22 protein-coding genes are annotated in these 23,051 nt (G+C 47.3%); 10 read left to right on the forward strand and 12 right to left on the reverse strand.

The genetic code is table 11. The annotated features are described in order from the left end of the window. Positions 1 to 129: 129 nt before the first annotated feature. From V144x_RS06650 to V144x_RS06660, 3 genes are all read left to right on the forward strand, one after another. Positions 130 to 798 carry a class I SAM-dependent methyltransferase gene (locus V144x_RS06650; RefSeq protein ID WP_144983202.1) on the forward strand — a complete coding sequence of 223 codons (669 nt, stop codon included), beginning with the start codon at positions 130 to 132 and terminating at the stop codon, positions 796 to 798. Positions 799 to 1,026: 228 nt separating this feature from the next. Next, positions 1,027 to 1,422, forward strand: coding sequence for a hypothetical protein (locus tag V144x_RS06655; protein WP_144983205.1), 396 nt, complete (start codon positions 1,027 to 1,029; stop codon positions 1,420 to 1,422). A gap of 5 nt (positions 1,423 to 1,427) precedes the next feature. Continuing rightward, entirely contained in the window at positions 1,428 to 1,655 is a 228-nt protein-coding gene (locus tag V144x_RS06660; protein WP_144983208.1) for a helix-turn-helix transcriptional regulator, read from the forward strand. A 148-nt stretch (positions 1,656 to 1,803) separates the two neighbouring features. On the opposite strand, the gene V144x_RS06665 is transcribed toward V144x_RS06660, so the two are convergent. Continuing rightward, the gene (locus V144x_RS06665; RefSeq protein ID WP_144983211.1) at positions 1,804 to 2,910 is read right to left on the reverse strand and encodes a slipin family protein; all 1,107 of its coding nucleotides are present in this window, start codon (positions 2,908 to 2,910) and stop codon (positions 1,804 to 1,806) included. A gap of 156 nt (positions 2,911 to 3,066) precedes the next feature. Between V144x_RS06665 and V144x_RS28315 the strand changes: the two genes are divergently transcribed. After that, on the forward strand, positions 3,067 to 3,426 hold the full coding sequence (locus V144x_RS28315; RefSeq protein WP_197998794.1) for a hypothetical protein: 360 nt from the start codon (positions 3,067 to 3,069) through the stop codon (positions 3,424 to 3,426). Between the two features lie 150 nt (positions 3,427 to 3,576). Here V144x_RS28315 and V144x_RS06675 read toward each other — a convergent pair whose 3' ends face one another. Beyond that, entirely contained in the window at positions 3,577 to 4,410 is an 834-nt protein-coding gene (locus tag V144x_RS06675) for a glycerophosphodiester phosphodiesterase (protein WP_144983214.1), read from the reverse strand. A 446-nt stretch (positions 4,411 to 4,856) separates the two neighbouring features. Between V144x_RS06675 and V144x_RS06680 the strand changes: the two genes are divergently transcribed. The 4 genes from V144x_RS06680 to V144x_RS06695 all read left to right on the forward strand — a co-directional run bounded on the left by V144x_RS06680 (position 4,857) and on the right by V144x_RS06695 (position 11,507). Continuing rightward, a complete protein-coding gene (locus V144x_RS06680; RefSeq protein WP_144983217.1) occupies positions 4,857 to 7,046 on the forward strand; it encodes a peptidase domain-containing ABC transporter in 2,190 nt (729 codons plus the stop codon). After that, positions 7,036 to 8,520 carry an HlyD family secretion protein gene (locus V144x_RS06685; RefSeq protein ID WP_232102739.1) on the forward strand — a complete coding sequence of 495 codons (1,485 nt, stop codon included), beginning with the start codon at positions 7,036 to 7,038 and terminating at the stop codon, positions 8,518 to 8,520. The genes V144x_RS06680 and V144x_RS06685 overlap by 11 nt, the downstream gene beginning before the upstream one ends. A 209-nt stretch (positions 8,521 to 8,729) precedes the next feature. Continuing rightward, complete coding sequence (locus V144x_RS06690) at positions 8,730 to 10,451, forward strand: TolC family protein (RefSeq protein ID WP_144983220.1); 1,722 nt, start codon at positions 8,730 to 8,732, stop codon at positions 10,449 to 10,451. Between the two features lie 84 nt (positions 10,452 to 10,535). Continuing rightward, positions 10,536 to 11,507 carry a transporter gene (locus V144x_RS06695; protein WP_144983223.1) on the forward strand — a complete coding sequence of 324 codons (972 nt, stop codon included), beginning with the start codon at positions 10,536 to 10,538 and terminating at the stop codon, positions 11,505 to 11,507. A 20-nt stretch (positions 11,508 to 11,527) separates the two neighbouring features. Here the strand turns inward: V144x_RS06695 and V144x_RS06700 are convergent, their stop codons facing one another. The 3 genes from V144x_RS06700 to V144x_RS06710 form a co-directional block, all read right to left on the reverse strand. Further along, positions 11,528 to 12,535 (reverse strand): methyltransferase, encoded by a 1,008-nt coding sequence (locus V144x_RS06700; RefSeq protein WP_144983226.1) that lies wholly within the window; start codon positions 12,533 to 12,535, stop codon positions 11,528 to 11,530. 160 nt (positions 12,536 to 12,695) lie between these two features. Then, positions 12,696 to 13,169 (reverse strand): DUF1569 domain-containing protein, encoded by a 474-nt coding sequence (locus V144x_RS06705; protein WP_144983229.1) that lies wholly within the window; start codon positions 13,167 to 13,169, stop codon positions 12,696 to 12,698. Positions 13,170 to 13,233: 64 nt separating this feature from the next. Then, positions 13,234 to 13,596, reverse strand: coding sequence for a VOC family protein (locus V144x_RS06710; protein WP_144983232.1), 363 nt, complete (start codon positions 13,594 to 13,596; stop codon positions 13,234 to 13,236). A gap of 235 nt (positions 13,597 to 13,831) precedes the next feature. Between V144x_RS06710 and V144x_RS06715 the strand changes: the two genes are divergently transcribed. Both V144x_RS06715 and V144x_RS06720 read left to right on the forward strand, forming a co-directional pair. Further along, positions 13,832 to 14,197 (forward strand): YciI family protein, encoded by a 366-nt coding sequence (locus tag V144x_RS06715; RefSeq protein ID WP_144983235.1) that lies wholly within the window; start codon positions 13,832 to 13,834, stop codon positions 14,195 to 14,197. Between the two features lie 5 nt (positions 14,198 to 14,202). Then, the gene (locus tag V144x_RS06720) at positions 14,203 to 15,468 is read left to right on the forward strand and encodes an RNA polymerase sigma factor (RefSeq protein ID WP_197998795.1); all 1,266 of its coding nucleotides are present in this window, start codon (positions 14,203 to 14,205) and stop codon (positions 15,466 to 15,468) included. A gap of 17 nt (positions 15,469 to 15,485) precedes the next feature. On the opposite strand, the gene yaaA is transcribed toward V144x_RS06720, so the two are convergent. The 7 genes from yaaA to V144x_RS06755 form a co-directional block, all read right to left on the reverse strand. Beyond that, positions 15,486 to 16,274, reverse strand: a complete 789-nt coding sequence (gene yaaA / locus V144x_RS06725; RefSeq protein ID WP_144983240.1) for a peroxide stress protein YaaA — start codon at positions 16,272 to 16,274, stop codon at positions 15,486 to 15,488. 92 nt (positions 16,275 to 16,366) lie between these two features. Beyond that, on the reverse strand, positions 16,367 to 17,488 hold the full coding sequence (locus V144x_RS06730; protein ID WP_232102740.1) for a glycoside hydrolase family 10 protein: 1,122 nt from the start codon (positions 17,486 to 17,488) through the stop codon (positions 16,367 to 16,369). Between the two features lie 69 nt (positions 17,489 to 17,557). Continuing rightward, on the reverse strand, positions 17,558 to 18,415 hold the full coding sequence (locus tag V144x_RS06735; protein ID WP_144983243.1) for a hypothetical protein: 858 nt from the start codon (positions 18,413 to 18,415) through the stop codon (positions 17,558 to 17,560). Between the two features lie 39 nt (positions 18,416 to 18,454). After that, entirely contained in the window at positions 18,455 to 20,242 is a 1,788-nt protein-coding gene (locus V144x_RS06740) for an FG-GAP-like repeat-containing protein (RefSeq protein ID WP_144983246.1), read from the reverse strand. 98 nt (positions 20,243 to 20,340) lie between these two features. Further along, positions 20,341 to 20,781, reverse strand: a complete 441-nt coding sequence (locus V144x_RS06745; RefSeq protein ID WP_144983249.1) for a hypothetical protein — start codon at positions 20,779 to 20,781, stop codon at positions 20,341 to 20,343. Positions 20,782 to 20,868: 87 nt separating this feature from the next. Continuing rightward, positions 20,869 to 21,795, reverse strand: coding sequence for a DUF1559 domain-containing protein (locus V144x_RS06750; protein WP_144983252.1), 927 nt, complete (start codon positions 21,793 to 21,795; stop codon positions 20,869 to 20,871). Positions 21,796 to 21,954: 159 nt separating this feature from the next. Then, a complete protein-coding gene (locus V144x_RS06755) occupies positions 21,955 to 23,040 on the reverse strand; it encodes a polysaccharide deacetylase family protein (RefSeq protein WP_144983256.1) in 1,086 nt (361 codons plus the stop codon). Positions 23,041 to 23,051: the final 11 nt, after the last annotated feature.

The following is a 23,051-nucleotide window of genomic DNA, read 5'->3' on the forward strand; positions in this document are numbered from 1 at the left end:
GATGATCTCTGAAAAATGGTGAGCAAGAAACAGCCGTTTGTTAAGAAAGAAAATCGAAAAGCCTTGGTAAATCATGCAGTTCTTTTCGACCATGTTATATATCATTAATCACACAATGGAATAGTCTCAGTGAGCCAAGAGTCTGTTAACCAAAGCTGTCCCTTATGTTTTACTGAAAAAAGGAGCCCTTTCCATCAGGACCGTCGCGAGTATTTTTACTGCCCGACTTGCCACTTGGTTTTTGTGCCGCCCAAATATTTTTTGTCTCCCAAAGAAGAACAGGCACAATACAATCATCACGAAAACTCTGTCGATGATCCTCGCTACCGTAGTTTTCTGGGACGACTTTTTACTCCCTTGTCAGAACGCATAGTACCCGGCAGTAACGGCCTCGATTTTGGTTCGGGTCCGGGGCCAACGCTCTCTGTGATGTTTGAAGAGGCTGGACATAAAATGGCGATTTATGATCCCTTCTATGCCCCCGACCTCTCACCGTTACAACAGCAGTATGATTTTATAACAGCCTCTGAGGTCGTAGAGCATTTACATCAGCCACGACAGGAATTGGATCGGCTTTGGTCTTGTTTAAAACAAAATGGTTTTTTGGGAGTTATGACAAAACGCGTTATTAACCGGCAGGCATTTTCAAGTTGGCACTATAAAAATGATCCAACACATGTCTGCTTCTTTTCACTCGAAACCTTTCAGTGGCTGGCCAATCGTTGGAGTGCAACTTTGACTGTGTCTGGTGATGACGTTGTTCTTTTTCAGAAAAGCAATTCGTCTGATTCTGATTGAGTCAGAACTCAAGTATTTGCTGGCATCGCTTTGGTGGCTAGGGCAGGTTAACGGCTCTACCCTCCAGGCCTTTCTCATCCAAAACGATGTTGAGATTCTTATTCTCAGTGATTTTTTGCATGTTTTTAGCTAATTTTATGTAATATTTGCTTTACATTAAGTAATGTTTGCATTACAATTGATTTCAGTGATTCTGAAGTATTTTTAGATTGTCAAAGGAGTTCTCCTATGTCTGCATCACAGAAACACGCCTGGTTCAATTTGATGGTGATCTTAGTAAGTCTCATCGCAGTTATATGTTTGTATCCATTTCTGGGGTGGAAAGCGAACGGTGCACTTGGATTGTGCGGTCTGCTTGGCTTTGGACCATTCTTCTACCGAAAGCGAGAAAATGAAGTTGTCATGGATGAACGGGATTTATTGATTGAAAAGCGTTCTACACTACTTGGTTACTCAGTTTTTTGGGTCGTCTATGTGCTTGTGGCCAGTCTCCTGTTACCAATGGTCTATGGGAAGCAGGGCAGTATTCCTGTCATGGTCGTTCAGTGGAGCGTATTTTACGCACTGGTGCTGTTTCTCGGTTTGAAGTCGCTTGCCACTCTCGTCCAGCACGGTAGAGGATGAAGGGCATGCCCAGCAAAGAACAGGGAACTCTTACGAATCAAATTCGCCGCTTTCGTTTTGAACACGACGAGATGACCCAACAAATGCTCGCAAGTCAGGTTGGTGTCACTCGGCAGACAATCATTGCTCTCGAATCGGGAAAGTACGCTCCTTCGCTTCTGCTTGCGTTGCGAATTGCCAGAGCGTTCGATGTGCGAGTGGAGGATATCTTTCAACTCGTTGAGGAGCCGTAAGTAAAAATCGAGTGAGGGAGAATTCTGAGTCTCCTCAATTGCGTAAGCTTGATATGTCAAAGTTTCATGTCTTTTATAGGTTCTGAAACAATAACACCCCAGGTCTGATTGCCCAGACCTGGGGTGCTGGATGACATCGCGACCGTGATCATAGCAGGTTGACTACTTTGTCCGCCAAGCCCTTCTCGCCTAGGACGATATTGAGCTTGTTGTTCGACGCGATCTTTTCCAGGACTTCCAGTTCACGCATCCGCATCAGTACTGGATTATCCTGTAGTAGTTTGGCCGTATTAGCCTGGCTACGGATTGCCGCCGTCTCTTCACGCCGTGAGATCAGGTTGGCCTCGGCTGCTTTTTTCGCCTCCGTAACTTTGTTCATCAGATCTTTCATATCACCTGGCAGAATCACATCCCGGATTCCAACTGAAGCGATCTTCAGACCCAATTCACTGGCGCGCTGACGAACATTTTCCTCGATGTCCCGCGCCACAGCGTCTTTCTCCATCAGGAAGACGTCGAGGTTACGGGCACCCAGCATCGCACGCAGTACGAGCTGTGTCTCCCGATACAATGCCTGCCGTACGTCATCCGTCTGGCTGACCGCTTTGCGCGCGTCGATGATCTTGTATGTAACAATTGCGTTAATACGCAACGTCACTTTATCAGCCGTCATGATGTCCTGGCCGCTGACGTCAACCATCGTCTCCCGCAGGTCAATCTCGACCACTTTGGATTCCGACTGTCCTTTCCAGAAGGCATACAGACCGGGAGCCAGCGTGTCGACATAGCGACCGTCAATGAACAGCACACCGACTCGGTCACGTTCAACTTTGCAGACATCAAGCACACTCTGCACCATTGGTGAGCGAGCGATGACCTTGAGGTCTGCGTGTTCGAACCATACCGTATGAGCATCAACGACTTCAACACGGACCTCTTTCTGACCCGTCCAGTAGGCGTATAAGCCCGCTGGCAGGATGTGGCTGAATCGGTTCTCGATCCACACCAGTGCCCGTTCGTTGTCCTTCAGGTCCAATACGACGGCGCGTTCCTGCAGCACTCCTGATTTGACGATCAGGTCCAGCTTCTCGTGAACCAACCAGGGATCGCGCTGCGAGATCACGTCGACGTGAACCTTGAACAGCGGGTTGATAAACCAGTGCGTACCGCTTTCGAGCAATCCCTTGAATTCACCATCGCGGAATAACAGACCCATTTCATAGCTGCGAATTTTGTAACGCTTGATGCCGAACATCACATACCTCCCCGGGGATCATCCCCGGACTTTTAGCTTCCACTCTGTTTCAAGAAGGGAAGACGATGAAAAAACACGGCTCCAATACCGTGACAAGTTTGATAAAGACACCTTTCGAAGACAGAATGTTCGCCGATCACACAGATGAATCGCGGAGTGCGTTTCAGCAAACGTCTTCAGCAGCGTCCGAATCGTTTCACGCCGAAGTTTCCTTCACGGCTTCCCGTAGGATTCCGTTCTGGTGAACCTCGTTGTTTCCTGATTTTTCAACTACTCAAGCACGAACGCGGTATCCACGCACTACAAAGCGTCATCCTGTGCTGCCTCAGGCAACGTTCCCCACGCAGATCGCAGGCGATCCACGTGAAGTCCATTACCCAAAGCCGATCCAACGGACATCTGCCTCCGTCCGGTTTCATGGGTGTTGGTTCTTCACCAACGGCCTTGGGAGTCGGTACGGGACTCGAACCCGCAACAACCAGATTAACAATCTGGGGCTCTAACCTGTTGAGCTAACCTGCATTGCTATCGACCCTTCAGATTCCCTACACGGAACGTCCAGCACCAAACCTTTACAGGTGACCTGAACGCCGCTGGATGGACGATATGCAACGGACGATACATTGACATGAGTTGTTTGAGTAGGGTTCGTTGGAGATTATGATTTTACTTACTGTTCGCTACCTGTTTCTTCTGCTTGAGGGTGGCTCGGAGTGCCAGTGGGTAATCAGTCAGGATGGCATCGATACCTGCACTGGCTGCATCCTGCCAGTTCTTTGGCACCTTACCGCTGACTGTGGCTCCTGCGATAAACGCGCGTTTGTTTGCACGATGCACGCGTTCGATTTCTTCTTTTGATGGTAGATATCTCACGTAAACCCAATCCGCATTCCGAGCCGCCAGCGCAGCAGAAAATTCAGAGGCATTATTGGCAACAGCCGCAGTTTGTGCTTTGCTGGAGATGACTTTAATATTGGCACGAACTTTTGGTTCCTGGATCGTTCTGCCAATGAATAGCAGCCGGTTCAACACGTTCAATCTTTCAGCAATGCGTACGACGTCCTGTTCTACATCTGTTTCTTTAAAATCGACGGCAATCAAAATTTTATGCTGTCGATACGCGGCGACCAGCTGCAGAACTTCCTCCACAGTCGGCACCCGCTCCCCGGCAAATCGAGGATCGAACCAACTGCCTGCGTCGAGTTTTTTTATCTCTGCCAAGGTCAGATCCGAGACCTTGCCTGTCTGGTTTGTTGTACGGTCGATGGTGCTATCGTGAATGCAAACGAAATGCCCGTCTTTCGTTCGCTGTACATCAAATTCAAAACCGAGCCGCAATTCCAGGCAGGCTCGGAAATTGGCAAGTGTATTTTCTGGCGCCACTTGTAATAACCCTCGATGGGCGACGATCAAAGGCTGTTCGGCTTCCGCAAAATAGGGGTTCAATGTAATCAAGAGGATCCCTGGCAGGAGTGGCAAAAATCGGGTATGCAATTTCATGGTTTTTCTTTCATGATGTGGATGACTGATTTTGTTTGATCCTGTCTTGTCTTCACTACGTTGATCATTTAAACACATTGGATCAGCGTACAATGCAAATCTCGGTTGTTCAATCTTCAGATATAGTAAGTATTTATCACGAATTTCATTTCGTGGGTTGTCCCTCCTCTGGAACTGCCTAAAATAATGGGGTGATTAAAACAAGGGGAAGGACCAACAAGTTTTGTAGGATGTCATGTGCAAGTTTGTCGATAGACCAAAAGAGCTTCATCTCGTTTAATTTTCTTATGTGTTCGCATGTTCTGCGTCTGGGATATGCTTCACATGCGAAGGATTTGAAGTTGTTTTCTCTACACCATTAGAAAACGACTGGATTTGTTGTAACTATTGCAAGAGATCAAGGTCGTTGTTTTTTCCTCATTAAGTCTTCTCCTTACGAATTGCTCATGTCAACTACTCCCCCTAATAACGTGGATTCCACTGCCGACGCTGATGTGAAGGCACTGCAAAATGATATCAAAGTCGCTGCTTTGTTATTTGAGCAACTGGCTGTGAATACAGGTCATTCGGCAGATCGTTCAAGAATTCGCCGCGCATTGATGGAAGCGACTTCTGCAAGAACACCTGAGACAGACGACGATTGGTGGAATTGGCTAACGGAAGCGAGCCGTAGTTTAGGGCTCAAAGATAAGGTGATGGATTGTACGTTCCGTGAGCTGATGGATATCACCAAACAGGGGGGAAAGATTATCACTCGTGTGGGTGATCCACACTGCTGGACTGCGATTCTTTCATTTAAAAGACGACGATTTCAGGTTTTACAACCCCAACAAGAAAAAAACCAAACGTGGCTTAGTGCACGCAGGATGCGGAAGGCACTGCAAATTACAAGTAATGATGAAGTAGTACGCTGCCTCATCATTAATCCTGAACTGACGGCTTCCGATTTTTCGACAGTAGAAAGACATGAGCGAGAGCCGTTCAATCGAACGCTGGCTCTAATGAAGCCAGAATCTTCGGATATCTGGATTATCGTAGTCTATTCACTCGTAACTGGTTTATTAGCATTAGCGACTCCTCTGGCCGTTGAGACGTTAGTCAACATCGTCGCATTTGGCCGATTGTTACAACCAGTTATTCTTCTGGCAATCATGTTGCTGGCATTTCTTTCGTTTTCAGCCATCTTATTAGCTCTGCAAACCTATGTTGTGGAAATCATTCAACGCCGACTTTTTGCGCGCGTGACGGCAGACCTTTCCTATCGACTACCACGGGTGGATCCCTCTGCAATTGAAGGTCATTCGGGACGAGAATTGGTCAACCGGTTTTTTGACGTCGTTACAGCTCAAAAAGCACTGGCGATTTTATTGTTAGACGGCATTTCTCTCGTGTTGACTACGTTGATTGGTATGACCGTTTTGGCATTTTATCATCCGTGGTTACTCGGTTTCGACATGGTTCTACTCGGATTGATCGCTTTTGTCATTTTTGTACTCGGACGTGGTGCAGTCAAAACCAGTATTAAAGAGTCGAAAGCCAAATACAAAGTTGCAGCCTGGCTTGAAGACCTCGTTGGTTGTCCGACTGCCTTTCGTTATCGCGGGGCTGCCGAATTTGCTCTCGATCAGGCTGATCATTTAACATATGAATATCTGAGTGCACGTAAAAAACATTTCCGTATCTTCATGCGACAAGTTATCTTTGCGTTGGGGATGCAGGCAGTTGCAAGTACTGCTTTACTGGGATTAGGTGGATGGCTCGTCATCACCAATCAGTTGACACTGGGGCAGTTAGTGGCAGCCGAATTGATTGTTACGGTGATCGTTGGCTCTTTTGCCAAGTCAGGTAAACAACTACAGAGTTTCTATGACCTTTTGACCTCGATCGACAAACTGGGAATTCTGTTTGATCTGCCTATGGAACGCCAGGATGGGTTACTCGAGATTTCTCATGAGCGACCGGCTGAAGTCACAGTTAGCAATGTCAGCTATGAAACACCTAATCAGCTTTTTCATACTGAAAATATCAATCTTACTGTTGAGAGCGGCGCGAGAATGATTCTCATGGGACCTTGTGGAAGCGGTAAGAGCCAGTTACTGGATCTGTTATTCGGTTTACGATCGCCCGCAGAAGGGCATGTTTCCATAAACGGGATTGATCCGCGCGATCTGAGACCAGACGCTCTCAGAAAGCATGTCGCATTGGTTCGAGATATTGAAATCTTTTCCGGTACGTTAGAAGAGAATGTCCATTTGGAGCGTCCCGACGTTTCGACGAGCGATGTTCGAGACGCATTAGAACAAGTAGGACTAATTGACGATGTACTGCGATTGCCCGAAGGTATCAAAACACATATAGTGGAACATGGATTTCCACTCACCGAAAATCAGACACGTAAATTGATGATTGCCCGGGCAATTGTGGCACGTCCTCGACTGTTGCTCATTGACGGAATGATCGATGCCTTTTCTGATGAGGAAGCCGAACAACTAACTCAGATGCTGGTTGATTCAAATCGTCTCTGGACATTAATCATGGTCACGGGACGACAAAATCTGGCGAGTGCAGGGACGGAGATCCAAACTTTCGGTGAAGATGGAATCGTTTCTACAGAGGGGGGAGCTCATGTCAACTAAGCAACAGCTTGATACACCTGTATCTCAAACGGAGCAACAGCGCTGGTCGATGTTGGCACCGGTTGCATATAGCGAATCGAGTATGCCTTCACTCAGACTTGCCAGATCATCGCGGATTGCCCGCAAGATTGCCAAATATCTGTTCATTGTGCTCGTGTTTACAATTTTATTGATGGCGTTCGCTCCCTGGCAGCAATCAGTGACTGGCACAGGTAATGTTCTCGCCTATTCTCCCGATCAACGTCAGCAGGTCATTCAAGCACCGATTAAGGGGAGAATTGCCCTTTGGGGTGACAACATTTATGAGAACGCGCGGGTCAAAAAAGGTCAGTTCATCGCAGAGATTCGAGACCTGGACGATCAGTACACCTCAAATTTGAATATACAATTGCTGAATAGCCAGCAGGCTGTCGCATCTGCAAAACAACAGCTCGAGGCCGATGAAGCGGCGCTAGAAAAATCACTGTTAGTTGTTAACACAATTAACGATCAGGTTACGACTTATGGTAACGTGAAAGACGATGTCACTAGAGCACAAGATGCGTATGTCGAAATGGCGAGAAAGAAAGTGGATGCTAAGTTACAGGAACTGAATGTGTATCGAGCAGCGTTACCACAACTGCAGGCCGAATATGACCGTATGCGGAAATTGGAAGCTGCCGATAATATCTCGTTGCAGAAGCTGCAAGAGGTCTTTCGGAAGCTTAACGAAGCAAAAGGGAAAGCGAAGGCCGGCGAGTCTTACTATGCTTCTGCAATGGAGGAACTGAATGGGAAAATCAGTGATCGTAGTGCTTACATCCAGAAGGCCCAAGTCGAGATTGAGAAAGCACAAGCATCTCTGGAAAAAGCACAGGTCGATGTTTCGAAGGACAAAAGTAAGATCGAAGAAACCAAGCAGAAGTTAAACAAAGCAAATAAAGAACTGGTTGATATGCAAGTTAAAGTATCTCGCCAGTCAAATCAGATCCTTGATGCTCCCTTTGATGGTTATATCGTTCAGATCACACCAAATCTGAAAACCGCCATCTTGAAACAGGGAGATCCGATTTGCACGATTGTGCCTTACACAAAAGACCGCTCGGTGCAAATCTGGCTCGATGGAAACGATGCACCATTGGTTGAACCAGGGCGTCATGTGCGGTTGCAGTTCGAGGGGTGGCCTGCCGTTCAATTTGCGGGATGGCCCTCTGTTGCCGTGGGGACGTTTGGAGGAGATGTGGTTTCCGTGGATTCGATTGACAACGGTAAAGGCATGTTTCGAATTTTGATCAAGCCTGATCCTACCGAACCTGCGTGGCCAACAGACCGTTTTCTTCGTCAGGGAGTGCGTGCCAATGCCTGGGTCCTTTTGAATCGTGTCCCTCTCTGGTATGAAGTCTGGCGTAACCTTAACGGCTTCCCACCGGTCGTCTCAATGGATGAGCCAGGAGAGAAGAGTGACAAAAGCAAGCCACCTAAGCTTCCGAAGTGATTTTAGGTAAAATAAGAAGAGTTTTTCGCCTTTGCTGTTTTTCGGGATAATATAAAGACTTTGTGTTAATACGATGAGTGTGCTCCCACTCAAAGTTAAATACCAGGTGTACTTCTGCCGAATTCTACAATAGACCGGTTTGTGCAGATTATTCTAATTGTAACAACAATTAAAGCTGCCAGTGCGCTGTCGAGTAGAGTGATTGAGCAATGATCAGAGTTTTGATACCGTTGATAGCAGCCATAGCAGTGGGATGTTCTGGGTCACGTCAGAAAGTGACTCAGTCAAAACCTGTCTCAGATGATCACATTGCATATGTTGCCATTGAATCAAAACCAGCGAAAATAGCTGATGAACCTCCGGTAGAGTTGGCGTCTGATTCGATGGGGTTGGACAAAGAACATCAGAGTCAGATCGATAAAGAATTTGAAACTGAGTTTGGAACTCAAGAGAGTGAGTCTAAGTCCCAAGACATCGAACTTATCTCGGTCAACAATCAGGCACAAGAAAGTCAAGAGCCTGCCGATGAGATGACGATTCCTCAACTCCCTCCCGCTGTGGACAGTTATGATTCCGTTGATGATGGACTCGATCTTAATGAAGTCATCGACTCAGTCTATCAAAGTTACCCTCTTCTCGAAGCGGCCTTCTATTCACGTGACGTTGCTTCAGGTGAGCGATTAGCAACCCTGGGAGCCTTTGATCGAAAAGTAAAAGCGGGCAGCGAAAACGGTCCGATGGGTTTTTATAAGACTTATCGCCAGAACATCGGCTTTATTCAACCACTGTATCAGGGGGGAGAGGCATTTGCCGGGTATCGTATCGGCCGTGGTAGCTTTCAGCCCTGGTATCTCGAACGGCAGACAAACGATGGTGGTGAGTTCAAAGCCGGTTTCTCAGTGCCTCTGTCTCGCAATCGAGATATCGACTCCCGTCGAGCCGACTTATGGCGTGCAACGTTTGGTCGTGAAGCGGTTGAGCCAGATATTCAGGCGCAACTCATTGGTTTTGTGCAAGAGTCAAGCTACGCCTATTGGGATTGGGTTGCCGCAGGAGCCAAATTGAGAATTGCGGAACGCGTGCTGAGCCTCGCTCAAGATCGAACAGAGCGCATTCGGAGTCAAGTCGAAAATGGGTTCCTCGATCCACCAGAATTAACCGACAACTTACGACTCGTGGCGGAGCGTCTGGGTAAACGAGCGGATGCGGAACGTAAGCTACAGCAGAAAGCTGTTAAGCTGTCATTATACTATCGTGATGCGAACGGCAGACCGATGATTCCACGACCAGAGAGTCTTCCCCAATTTCCCGAACTGGAGCCCATTGATCGAGAAATGGTGTCATTAGATGCGAAGATCGCAGTGGAGCAACGCCCGGAAATTTATACGCTCGATCTCATACAACGCCAACTGGATGTCGATTACTCTCAGGCGCGTAACGATTATCTTCCTAATGTCGATCTAGTCATGCAGGCTTCGCAGGACGTGGGATTGAGAACCAGTTCAATTAATGATAAAGGTCCGTTTGAATTAGATGCCTTATTGTTGATAGAAGTTCCCGTTGAACGTCGTAAGGCTCGTGGTAAGTTGATGGCCATTGAAGGCAAGCTTTCGCAACTCAATGCCAAGCGACAACTGACGGAAGAAAAGATAATCGCTGATGTCGAGTCAGCTTATGCTGGTTTAAGCGGAGCCTTTGAACAGGCGAAGCAGGCACAGCAGGCAGTTGAGTATGCAGAGGACCTGGCGCGACGAGAGCGAGTCAACTTCGAAGAAGGATTATCAGACTTGTTGAAAGTAACGCTACGCGAACAATATGCGGTGGAATCCGCCGAGAAAGCCGTAGATGCAAAACTACTTTATTTCCTGGAACAGGCTGATTATCGGGCGGCACTCGCTGAGGATCAGGTTCCCTTCATGGAAGAGCAATAATAGTACATCACCACCTCAATCCCGCAGTTGAAGAAAACAGCGGCTCTCGTTTTATATCTTGAGCAAAAATAAAGAGTAGGAACGATGAATACAAATTGTATTCGAATCTGGAATTGCCTGCTTACCGTTGTTCTAGCCTGCTGGACGAGTCAAACTTCTGCCGAAGATGAGGCATTCCAGTATGTCCAGAGTGAGTTGGGAAAATCGCTGACAGAATATGAGAATATTCAATACCAGTGTAAGACGGTAAAGGGACTCTTTTTTTCTCCTTGCTGTGGCACTCTATTTCAGTGGAGTGCAGGCAGTGATTGCTCTGGTGGACCTCAATTGGATAAACCGTTGCAAACCGATCGTCCTAATTTTACCTCGACCTCTGTCACCGTAGGAAAAGGCGTCTCTCAGCTTGAATCTGGATATACTTATTTAGATGATAAGAATAGCGGTCGACAGGTCAGTACTCAGTCGTTTGGAGAGTTTCTTTTTCGCAGGGGTATTGTGGCAGACTGGCTTGAGTTTCGTATCGGTTTTTCTCCTCTTCAGCAAAGCATTGCCATTGGCACATTTCAGAATACCACAGTAGGCAGCGAAGATCTTTATACCGCACTCCAGTTCGCGTTGACTCCTCAGACGGGAGCCATGCCGGAGATGGCGATCATCGTTCAAATGAGCATTCCGACGGGGAGTCCTGCGTTTACGTCACATAAACTGCAACCGGGGCTCGATTGGGTCTATGCCTGGGAACTGAATGAGTTCATTTCGATTGCGGCTTCGACTCAGGGAAATCAAAGTATCGATGACAACGGCCGATCCTTTCTGGAAATCGCTCAGTCATTTAACGTCAGTTACACACTAACAGAACAGTGGGGAGCCTTCACCGAGTGGTTTGCGCTCATACCCAGTGGTGCGAATACGGCTGAGACAGAACACTATTTTGACGCCGGCTTCACATATCTGATAAACAATAATCTGCAATTGGACATCAGTGCTGGTGTGGGCTTGAACGAGGCCGCCATTAACTACTTTGTGGGGGCAGGGGTATCCATCCGGTTTCTGTAATCAAGAATTCAGAGATAAGTTTAACGTTTCACACCTTCGATGATACTGAGTTCAGTTTTTGTGGGAACGATTCTCGTCAGTTCGAATCCTGCCTGATTGTAAAGTGTTTTATATTCTTCTTCTGTTCGTTCTTTGCCTCCGGGAATAAGCATCATCACCAGATCGAGGAATTTGCCTGCAAACGGTTCGTTACCCGGGGGAATGACGCTTTCGATGACGAGCAATTTACTGTTTTCCGGCATTACCGCATGGCAGTTACGAAGAATGGTCAGCGACTTTTCATCGTCCCAGTCATGGATGATGTGTCGCATCAGGTACGCATCCGCCGTTAGCGGGACAGAATCAAAGAAACTACCACCGATCGACTCACAGCGATTGTTAAGACCTGCATTTTCTAGATTCGTTTGCGATCGCTCGACCACATGCGGCAAATCAAAGAGGATGCCCTTCATTTCAGGGTAATGTTGCAATAGACCGATGAGGTTCGATCCGTTTCCACCTCCGATGTCAGCCAGCACTTTAAATTCAGAAAAATCATAGGCTTCGAGTATCGTGCTGGTTTCCCTGCCATGAATTCCAGTCATCGCCTGGTCGAAAATATGTCCCTTATCGGGATGTTCGGACAGGTATTCAAAGATCGGCTTATTAAATACTTTATCGAATGATTTTTTACCTGTCTCAAGGGTGTAAAGAATTTCGGCCCAGGCATGAAATTGTTCATCGCCAGTCATCATGGCTAAGGCACGTTTTGATCCGGGAATATCACTGCGTAATAGTTCAGCCAGTGGCGTTAATGAGAACCGTCTCTGTTCCTCTTCAGCAAAAATACCGATACTTGCCAGGGCACGTAGTAACCGATAGAGAGCATCGCTGTTTGTATTGGAGGCAGCAGCCAGTTGATTTACGTGTTGAGGTCCCTCTTCGAGCAAATCAGCAATTCCTAATTTTGCGGCTGCAAAAATGGATTGCGAAGTCCAATACCCGGTAATCATTTGATCGAGTTGTCGGTGAGGCGATGCTTCTGACATGGGTTTCCTTCGTGAATAAGCAGCTTCGTAATCCTAGTCATTGAGACGTGATCCTGATTCTGACATTAGTCTCATGCTAACAAAATTGACGTTGCACGCAAGGCTTTCAAGAGGCCCAGAGGATGGGACCCAATCAAAGTGAATTTAGCATGACGGCGCCTTATTCTAAGGTTACAAAGCTCATATGCAATTCTGCATGTCTAAGATGAAAGGCGTTCCATTCATCAACAGTGAGCCGGCCTAATCCAGGGTTGAGTGCCTGAGGAAGTTCCTGCTTCAACCGTTCGATGGCCGCTCGTAATTCATTGAGCGCTTTCGCTGCGTCATTTTCTTTAGGAAGCACCGCTTCAATCTTTTTAGAAATCTGAAATCCAGCCGGCATCGGTTGTGTGAGGAATTTTTGTTTCATCATCAAGCGAATCATGGCCCGAATCGGCCAGGGAGCCAATGCGGGAAAGCCATCAATGGATTTATGCATGGTAATTGCCAGATGTTCCAGGATCTGACCCAGCGACCAGTTGCCCAACGTGCGGGAAGGGCCCGCCACCATTTGTTCTGCATCTTCAAGCAGTTGATCCATGGAATTGTAATGGACGTCACGGCGATCTTGAACGGTTTTGGTGTTGATGGGCATGAGAATGTCTCCTGGTGCTGGTATTAAATTGACGAGAGAACTGATTTGAGCGCAAATTGGATCATCAGCTTGCTGGCTGCCAGAGTCCAAGTGTGGCGCCGGTCGGATCTGAGATCACACTAAGAGAGCCAAAATTAGGAACTTCGGTTGGCTCCTGAATGATGGTCGCCCCCAGTGATTTTGCTTTTTCCGTCGAGGCAGCCAAATTCTCCACTTGCACGTAAGAGAGCCAGTGTGAGGGGGCATCAGGAATCGGGTTTGTCAGCATGCCTCCGCCGGTACCTTCACCCACGTCAATCATGGTGTAGGTGTGGTCGTCGCAGATTTGCATGTCATTCAGTTTCCAGTTAAAAAGTGAGGAATAAAAAGATTTCGCACTTTCTACGTTGTTGGCATGCAGCTCGATGTGGCAAAATGGGTTCGACATTGTTGTTTCTCCTGTTTCGTAATAGATGATTTCTACCTGTTATGACTGCTTTCAGGCAATTTCATCCATGACGAATGGAGCCCTGTGGTAGGGACACGATTGTCAGCGTTTTTTCGAAAATTTTGATTTTTGCTGAAATTGTCAGCCGAGTTCTGTCCCCGAATCGGTGCCTGATCCGTCACTAGGTAGATCGTAAGTCCCAATAGTCACCAGCATTTGAGAAGGAAATGAAACGATGCCACAATTTATGTTTATCTATCGTGGGGGAGCCCCTCAAACACCGGGCATTTCTCCAGAAGAGATGCAGGCTCACCTTGATCGCTGGTGGGGTTGGATGAATGGTTTCATTGAACAGGGGGTATTGGAACCAGGAAATGCACTGGAGCTGAGAGGGAGCGTTGTTTCCGGGGATAAAGTGATTGCCGACGGTCCCTTTGTAGAATCGAAGGAAATGATCGGCGGATTTTCGATCCTGACCGCAGCAAGTCTGGAGGAGGCGACGGAAGTTGCGAAAGGGTGTCCTATTTATGAATATAATGGAAAGGTCGAAGTGCGTCCCGTTATTGATAATTGTGGAGACGCTGTCAAAGAAGATACTTAATTGCTGTGACATCCGATGCCATTCAGAGTCTCGACGAACACTTTTACCGGCATGAGTCGGGGCGTCTGACTTCACTTTTGACAAACCGCTTTGGTTTACAAAATATAGAACTCATCGAAGATGCGGTTCAAGAGGCTCTGTTGCGCTCGTTGGATAGTTGGAAGCTGGGAGGTCTACCCGACAACCCTCCAGCCTGGCTCTACCGTGTGGCAACGAACTGTGTTCTGGATGCACTACGACGACAGCAGACGGTAAAAAAATCGTCAGCCGAATTACAGCAGTATCAGTCGCGCTTGAATGAGGATTCTCAAAGCGAATCAGGAGCTTGCTCAGACAGTAATGAGGAAGAAAGCATCTTACGGATGATGTGCGTCTGCTGTCATGAGGATTTACCGGCGGAATCACGCATCTCTTTATCCTTGAGAACGCTTTGTGGATTCAGTATTGGAGAAATCTCTCAAGGATTACTCACCAATAAAGAAACCACGAAAAAACGAATTACACGTGCAAAAAAATTCTTTATTTCAGAACGCATTCCTTTCGAAATCCCCGTAGATGAAGCGTTTCACAAGCGGATCGAATCGATGCACCTTGTCCTCTATTTACTGTTTACCGAAGGGTATAACTCTTCGCGGCCCGACACGCTCATTCGTCGAGAAATCTGTGCGGAAGCGATTCGGCTTTGTCAGCGACTGATTGATCGGGAAGAGTTTTCGACACCTGCGACGCACGCATTATTAGCACTAATGCTGTTTCATGCCGCGCGATTCGAAGCACGCCTTGATAACGAAGGTTGTATTCTCTTGATGGATCAGCAGGACCGCAGTCTCTGGGACAAGAATTTAATCGCTTCGGCCGCCGCACAGTTACAATTTGCCGCAACCGGGAACGAATTGACGCGCTATCATCTGGAAGCAGGCATTTCCGCCACCCATTGTCTGGCGCCCAGCTTCTCTGAAACCAATTGGGACGCGATCTTGAAGTCATATGATTTATTGATAAAGTTCTATCCTTCACCGGTGGTGGCTTTAAATCGTGCTGTGGTCATCGCGCAACTGGAAGGACCGCAGCAAGGGATCAAAGCGATCCAGAATATTCGCGGGATTCAGCTGCTGAAAAACTACCATCTACTCGAAGCAACACTCGGCGAACTGCATCTGAGATGTAAAGAATTTTCCAAAGCACGCCGTTACTTTTTGCAGGCTCGAGAAAAAACCACATCTCATACCGAGCAATTACTATTGGATCAAAAACTGAAAAAGTGCGAATGAGTCTGGGAATGCTCGATTTATTTTCCGACCGGCGGAGGTTGTGGGCGCGCAAAGACCAATTTGTCGGCAGTCGATTCTTTAGCGACGTATTTATATTTGTCGACGTTAAACTCTGTGAGTTCCTCTGGTTTATCAATCCGATTCAGAATCATCCAGCCCGCCATTTTTCCGCGCGCCTGTTTGGCGAACAGGGCAATTGTGCGTGATTTTCCTTCTTTGATTTCCTTAAAGACAGGGGTAATGACACGCCCCGTCAACAAACCGGGCTTGACCGATTTGAAGTATTCATTGGAGGCCAGATTAACCAAGACGTCGTGTTTATGTGTAGACAGGATTTCATTGAGTCTGTCAGTGATCTTTTCTCCCCAGAAGTCATACAGTGTCTTACCGCGCGCGGTCGACAGACTTGTACCCATTTCAAGCCGATATGCCTGCATCAGATCCAGCGGACGTAGCAGACCATACAGGCCAGAGAGAATCCGCAAGTGGTCTTGTGCGAATGCTAAGTCGCGTGCTTTGAAACGACTGGCTTCGAGTCCCTGATAGACGTCGCCATTAAACGTGAGAACCGCTTGTTTTGCATTTTTGGCAGAGAAGGGGCGTGACCATTGGGCAAAACGGCCATGATTCAACTCCGCCAGATCCGCGCTAATGCCCATAAGTTCGCTCAGTGACTTTCGGGACATACGGCGTAGTTTCTTGACGAGAGCCTCTGATTCGTCGAGAAATTCGGGCATCGAGAATTTCGATGTCTGTTTTTGCGCTTCCAGATTCAAAGATTTGGCGGGAGAGATGACAGTTAACATAGTCGCGATCAGTCCTTAAGCGGTGTGTAAGATTACCACTTTGTTTATAGATCGCACATCTCAGATTGTCAACGAAAAGAAAAAACAGACGTTTACGGTTTCAGAGCCTGATAAGACTTAATCATGGCGTCTACTTTGTCAGTTTGGGGATGCAATGAGCCCCAGCGAAAGACCATGACTCCGGTGGCAGGTAAGCGCGTCCCGTGATCTAATACTAATTGTACTTGTTCGACAGCCACAGACTCGCCCCAGTCCGAGAGTTGTACAATCGGCCAGATTTTGTGCCGTTCCCCGGGCTTGCCTTTGATGCCGAGGAACTTCCCCAGCCAGGCTGTCTGACGCGAGATCCAGGCAGGATCATGCGGATGATTGAACCGGGCATGGTAGGGCATAATGCTGAAGACATCCATATATTTTGCTTGCGCTTTCAGATCAATGGCCAATTTATTTTTGAGCGCGCCGTTGAAATCGGTGTCGGACCAGGGACAGTGGAATGTGCCTAAGAGAGCTTGAGGACGCGTCTCATCAATGACCGAACGGAATTCGCGGACCCAATCTGTAAAGACATCACAGCGCCACTGGACCCAGGTCTCTTTATGCTTTCCCAGCAGTTGTTTTGAGAGTTCAGACGCGGGGACATCGGGTAATTTCGTTTTGGTTTCGCGCTGGAACTGTTTCAGGCAGCGTTTACAGAAACAGGTTTCGGGCATGTCCGGGACCGCTCGTTCCCAACTGGCGTGGCTGTGATGGTAGTCGAGCCAGATGCCGTCAATCTCGAATTTCTTGAGCACTCTACGAAATTCATCCATACGATATTTGCGATAGCCGGGATGGGTGGGGCAGATCCCCTGCCAACCCTGGGGAGCGGGACAAACCTTTCCATCGACGCCAATGGGGGCGGCGTCGGGATGTTCTTTAAGATAGTTGGCGACATGAAGTGTATTGAACTCAGCGAAGACTTTTGCCCCTTGTTTTTTGAGAAGCGCAACGCGTTCCTGTGTCAGGCCACCCGATCCCATAAAGATCGCATTGATTCCCAACTCCGGCAATGTCATGTTCTGTTTCAGTAATTGTGTGGGAACGCCACCATAAACACCACGGATTTTGATATGGGGGCGCTTTTCAATCTGAGCATTCACAGATTGTAAGGATAGCTGAGTCGTTGTTGTGATGACAATCAGTGATAAAATAGTTCGCATCGTTTGTTTTGCCATTGAATTCTCTCCTTATCAGTGAAGTACACACTTCAATCTATCGTGCAGGGGAGTATAGATCAACGATGGTTACTGCTTCAGAACGTCAGAGAGCCATTGGCGGGCCTGGGTTCGTTCGGGCAAATCTTTCAATACCCATTCATCGGAATGATTGGGGTAGGGGATCGCGAGGAAGGTGAATTCGCCTTTTGAGTTCGACTTTTTGAGATACTCTTCTGTCGCGCGAGTACTCTTTTCGTGAGTAATGAACTGAGGCCGCTTCCCAAGTCGGGCGAGCCGTTTATAGGCAGAAGCAACATTGCTATCGGAATAATTCCATTTTCGAACGCCATCATAATGACTGTGTGGCAGCATGGCTTTCCAGAGCGAGGCGATTTCATCGTCGCGGAGACCAATATAGTTGCAGGCAATGGCGCCTCGTGAAAAGCCGGTGAGAATCACGTTTTGGGGATCACCACCAAATTCTTTACAAATCCGGGCGACCGTTTGTTTGCAGTAATCCGCGGTGGCATCGGGATCGCCCCACCATTTGATCGCGTGTTTGCCAGTCTTCGGTTCAACAAAAGGCAAGCTAACCCAGATCATCCCCTTTCCACCAGACAAGCCATAACCCAGCTTACAATCTTGAACGCGTCCATCACTACGGTCTTGAAGTACATTCGTGTAACCTCCGTTTCCCGGATACTCCACGATCACGGGGTATTTTCGGCCGGGCATCCAATTCGTGGGGAGATAAAGGGCGTGTGCGATTTCTGTTGTCTCGTATCCGGGATTTTGCTGCCAGACCCGCTTTCCCGCCTGTGGTTTGCCTTTGATCATAGCAGGAACCTGTAAGTCATTCGGCAGGTTATTTAGATTCACAGGCTCTGCTGCAGGCAATATTGTTGTGCTATAAACGAAAAACAAGGTGAGACTGAAACGATTCACAAACCCGATTCCTGTCGTTCATTAGAAAAAGATGCTAAATTATTTGATTTCATCTTCCTTAAGGTTAAACGACAGCGAATAAGAATCAAGGATGGGTGTGTGTGATTGATTGGTTGTTGAGAAAATGAATTCAAGTCGTACAGGCTCATCAATCTTTAGTTGTGAACCGCTCAAAACATGGGAACGGATTGTTTTCCCGGTTTCATTCAAGATATTCACTTCGATCGATGTTTGGTTTGGTGTGCGTATAGCATAATTCAGTTTGTTAAATCGACCATTGGGATGAAGCGTGAGCAGTTCAGTGGTAAATTTACCTGTCGAGCGGTATTTGCCATCTTGTTTGTTTAGCACCAGATTATCTGTCAGGTTAACAACAGCCTCTTTGGTACCACGATAGATGAAGTACGAGTCTTCATAAGCCCAGGGAACCACATTCAGTCGCTGATAGTTGCGACGGCGTTGAAAATGTTCGGTATTGGCACCAAAGCCTTGCGTTTCGATCACATCTAATCCGCCGCTCCCTGTGATCACCAACTCCAAAAAAGGATCATCGTCAAGATTACAAACATAGGCATCACCCCAATAGCGTGGTCCACCAACGTCGAAACGATCAAGGATCTCTCCTTCCGCCGAGAGGGCATAGACGATTCCATTTGCTCGTGTCTCTTTATTGGAAAATATATGCGTGTTATCAAAATACTTACCATTGGTCAGCGCCAGAATTTCCATTTTTTGATCACCATTGATATCACAGAGGATTGGTGTCAAATAAGCATGCGAGTTCTGATGCTTGAGCTCAGGACGCAGATTCCTGCGCCACTTGATACGTCCTTTTGCGTCCAGACAATAGACCTCGTTTTGAAATGTCATACCAACGATTTCCACTTCTCCATCGCCATCCAGATCGGCCACGTTCGGTGAATCTTCACCACTCAAGTCTGGTACTTTCCAAAGCAGTGTGCCATCCGTTTCAAAAGCGTAAATGGCATCGTGTGCATCATCTCTTGCATAATTGTCAACCGATTTGATGATTTCGACCGATCCATCATCGTCGATATCAACCAATACCGGATCGGCACTCGAAGCGTTATCGTTTGTCTTGTACGACCAGAGGCTCTTTAGCGTGATCGGGTCAATACGATGCAACACTCCCTTCTTGCCGCGCGAATCGTCGCCAGAACCTGCGAAGAAGTCCCATCGACCATCTCGGTCCACATCCATCGCTGTCGTGTGACAGCCACATTGAACCCAACCTGCACGCCGCTCACTGAGTTTCAAATCCGCCATGTTGAGACGCAGTAGATACTTTGACCGAGAACCAAATAATCCATCAAGCTGTCCATCCCCGTCGGCGTCAACAATCACTGCCGAATTTCCGAGTTTGAAGTCACTGGAATCCCATTTTCGGAGCACGTTCCCGGTATGGTCGAGCACGTACAGACGCCCGGGACTGGAAACGGTATAAAGAATTTCGATTTTGCCATCACCGTCCAAATCGTAGGCCGAAATACTCTGCTGACTTCCCGCCAATTTCTTGCTCCAGATCACAGAGCCATTGCTGGCGTTGAGCATCTGTAATTTTTTGGTTTTTCGTGAGGCAAACAGTATTTCTCGTTGACCATCATTGTCAAAGTCGACACAAATCTGTGCATTACAAAAACTAAGATCAGGCTTGATGTATTCGAGTTGGAAGAATTTACTGGTGGTTGATTGCAACCTCGTATTATTTCCAGATTTAATGTCAGACTCTGAATCCGCAAGACTGATGGATGTTTCGATGACTGACAGTAGAGCCATGACAGTCATTAGTACCAAACGCTGGCACATTATGGTTTTCCTTTTGATTCAATAGAAGATAATAGTTGTGATCATTTTTTTTGCTAACTTCAATTACAATTTCATGAAAATAATTCAATAGAAAAAGATCATTTGTTAAGATTGAAATCCTGTTTGTTTATACCAGATAAAATAGTTACCTCTAGCGTAGTTTTGATATTATATTGAGCAGGAATATATTGCTCCGTTTCTTCTACCTTAGCACCTCCGGTTTGCGGTCCTGCATCGACCATCTTACCAGTATTGCGAGTTGCTCGAATCAGAACTTTATGTGGTCCCATCGTTGGCCCTTTTTCGGTAATGTCATACTTGCCATTTTTGATCGGGCCTCCAGAAGTGGGGCCTTTGGTACTGCCAGTGGGAATGAATTCAATGATTCCCTTTTCAATGGGCTCTCCGTTAAAGGTAACACTTCCACTGATCGTGGCGCGCTCCTGACCAGTTTCTTTCCCGCCACAACCGACAGTCATCGCTATGGAGAGAACGATGGCCAGCACTCCGAGTGGCTTTCGATCTGAATTTCTTCGCATGACGTTGCCTCGTTCAGAATGTACTGAAGCATGGTATTGTGTATGAGTGGTGCACAATACCGCCTTTGAACATCATTGAGTATCTTCTTAAAATTCGCCTAAAGGGATCCCATCCTGTGGTCTTCCCAGATTCTGCCATGTATTGATGTCGATATTTTCGCTCACAAAACGGACAGCTCCATCGCCCAATAGCACGTGGACTCCGCCTTCATGCATGCTGCGTGCAGCCAGATGCCAGGTATGAAAGTTATTGCTGTTTGAAGAATGTCGACACGGTGCCGGGCCTGTCGTCGTTTCGTCACAGTATTTAAAGGTTCCTCCCCGCACTTCATCCTGGATTCTGGTGTTGGGCGTTCGATCGTGACGGTAGTAACACACATCGGTTGTCTGCCACGAACCACGAGCGTCGTTGGTTAAGCCTCCGAGTACTTCTGCAAGTAGGACAACATTACTGGTACCATCGGTAAAGTCTCGAAAACGGGTTCTGCTGACAGGTGAAAAAACTGCGTTTGGTTTGGGAGTTCTCGTATCTCGTGGAGTCCAACCTCCGACACCAATATTGAGGCAATAGTTACCTCGAGTCGAAATTAACGGAATGACCGGATAATCGAAGTTGTTGACTGATCCCGGATCAGAAGGGCAACGAAATAGTCCAATGACAGCAAGCTGCAGGAATTCGCTTTCAGGGTGTCTCCACGGTTCAACGTTAAAATCGACCCTGTTATAGAGATTTGCCTGATCAATGAAAGGAAGAAGCATTGTGAAACCTGTGTGTCCTGTTCCACCTGTAGATCTTAAATACCACAGCGCTGGGAGTGCGCGATGTACGTCGTGGTAATTATGAAGTCCCAACCCAAGTTGCTTCAGGTTATTTCGGCATTGTGAGCGGCGTGCTGCTTCGCGCGCCTGTTGAACGGCCGGCAGTAACAACGCAATGAGTATTGCAATGATCGCGATTACAACTAACAACTCGATCAGAGTAAATCCGCGGCATTTGTCTGGATGCTTTTGCATGACGAATCCCCATTTTGATGAAAAGAATGAAATGATGATTTATTCTATACTTTGCTCTATAGGAGCAAATGAGTTATTGATCGCGGTAAGTCACTTGTGTGAAGCCGTGAGATTTTTCATAAACATTTCGCATTATTAACGGATTTCTGTTGTGGTCTCTTATGATTTTGTTTTTTCATACTGCTGCCTGGCACGTCGGGCGAAGGTGTCCAGATCAACGATCGCGGCACGGTCACCTGCCGCTTTGACAAGGTTGCAGATAAGTTTGATGGCTTTAAACTCCGGGTCTTCGACATACATGACCGAGGGATGAACTCCGAAGTCATAAGTTGCCCGGTTTTCAATGGCCCAGAGGACACTTTTCTCAATGAGTTGCAGGAAATCATCGAGTTTCCAGCTCCTGCCACGAAAAGCGCCAACGTCCATCGGGGGTGAGAAAGGAACTTCAATCAGACCCGTCGGATAAACATAGGGCTGGTGTTGTTTGTGTGTGGCGATAAACGCATCGAAATCCGCTTTGGTCGGATTCTTACGATTTACATTGGTCGGCCCCCTGTATTGAGAACTGGTCCACGTGTATCCCAGCGAGAGCAACATTTCCTGCAGGTCGACTCGGTCCGCAATCCCATTCGCAAAAGCGTAGGGTGTTCGGAAACCGGCCGGTTTGATACCCAGCCGCTGTCGCATTGCCAACTCACATAATCTGATATTTTCTGAGATGACTTCTGCGGGCGTTTTTCCTTTAATCAACCAGGGAGCGCGCTGGAAACGATATTGAATATCGTTTGGATTTTTGGCTGTAATTCTGACATGATCGTAAGTATGATTGCCGATCGGATGTCCTGCTTGAATGATCTGTTTGAGCCAGTCAACGTTTTTATGTTCCAAAACCTGGCCCACAAGAAACGAATGCAGCACGCCGCCCGCCTCTTTGACTATGCGACATGATTCCACTGTGTATTGCTTCGTTTCGTCGTTGAGATTCCCTTTTTGATGATCCCAGGGATAGGCGTTTCGCGGTTTGCCTTTGATTGGATAACCGGCGGACATCTCCAGATCATAGGAAATTGCAATCAACGCTTTACTCTCATTCGTAGCGAGATCGGTTTTTTCTTCATCGGCAACAAGTCGAGAGACCATCGAAAGTCCTGCCACTGTTGCTGCACTACTACTCAAAAATTGACGACGTGAAATCGTAGTTTGAGATTGTTTTGATTTCGAAGATGGGCCCAGGTACTGGTTCATTTTATTTCTCT

The organism is Gimesia aquarii, assembly GCF_007748195.1.
Classification (GTDB): domain Bacteria; phylum Planctomycetota; class Planctomycetia; order Planctomycetales; family Planctomycetaceae; genus Gimesia; species Gimesia aquarii.

Coding starts and splice junctions, on each gene's coding strand:
- V144x_RS06655 (WP_144983205.1), top strand. CDS start 1,027: ATGTCTGCATCACAGAAACACGCCTGGTTCAATTTGATGGTGATCTTA.
- V144x_RS06660 (WP_144983208.1), top strand. CDS start 1,428: ATGCCCAGCAAAGAACAGGGAACTCTTACGAATCAAATTCGCCGCTTT.
- V144x_RS06665 (WP_144983211.1), bottom strand. CDS start 2,910: ATGTTCGGCATCAAGCGTTACAAAATTCGCAGCTATGAAATGGGTCTG.
- V144x_RS06675 (WP_144983214.1), bottom strand. CDS start 4,410: ATGAAATTGCATACCCGATTTTTGCCACTCCTGCCAGGGATCCTCTTG.
- V144x_RS06680 (WP_144983217.1), top strand. CDS start 4,857: ATGTCAACTACTCCCCCTAATAACGTGGATTCCACTGCCGACGCTGAT.
- V144x_RS06685 (WP_232102739.1), top strand. CDS start 7,036: ATGTCAACTAAGCAACAGCTTGATACACCTGTATCTCAAACGGAGCAA.
- V144x_RS06690 (WP_144983220.1), top strand. CDS start 8,730: ATGATCAGAGTTTTGATACCGTTGATAGCAGCCATAGCAGTGGGATGT.
- V144x_RS06695 (WP_144983223.1), top strand. CDS start 10,536: ATGAATACAAATTGTATTCGAATCTGGAATTGCCTGCTTACCGTTGTT.
- V144x_RS06700 (WP_144983226.1), bottom strand. CDS start 12,535: ATGTCAGAAGCATCGCCTCACCGACAACTCGATCAAATGATTACCGGG.
- V144x_RS06705 (WP_144983229.1), bottom strand. CDS start 13,169: ATGCCCATCAACACCAAAACCGTTCAAGATCGCCGTGACGTCCATTAC.
- V144x_RS06710 (WP_144983232.1), bottom strand. CDS start 13,596: ATGTCGAACCCATTTTGCCACATCGAGCTGCATGCCAACAACGTAGAA.
- V144x_RS06715 (WP_144983235.1), top strand. CDS start 13,832: ATGCCACAATTTATGTTTATCTATCGTGGGGGAGCCCCTCAAACACCG.
- yaaA (WP_144983240.1), bottom strand. CDS start 16,274: ATGTTAACTGTCATCTCTCCCGCCAAATCTTTGAATCTGGAAGCGCAA.
- V144x_RS06730 (WP_232102740.1), bottom strand. CDS start 17,488: ATGGCAAAACAAACGATGCGAACTATTTTATCACTGATTGTCATCACA.
- V144x_RS06740 (WP_144983246.1), bottom strand. CDS start 20,242: ATGTGCCAGCGTTTGGTACTAATGACTGTCATGGCTCTACTGTCAGTC.
- V144x_RS06745 (WP_144983249.1), bottom strand. CDS start 20,781: ATGCGAAGAAATTCAGATCGAAAGCCACTCGGAGTGCTGGCCATCGTT.
- V144x_RS06750 (WP_144983252.1), bottom strand. CDS start 21,795: ATGCAAAAGCATCCAGACAAATGCCGCGGATTTACTCTGATCGAGTTG.
- V144x_RS06755 (WP_144983256.1), bottom strand. CDS start 23,040: ATGAACCAGTACCTGGGCCCATCTTCGAAATCAAAACAATCTCAAACT.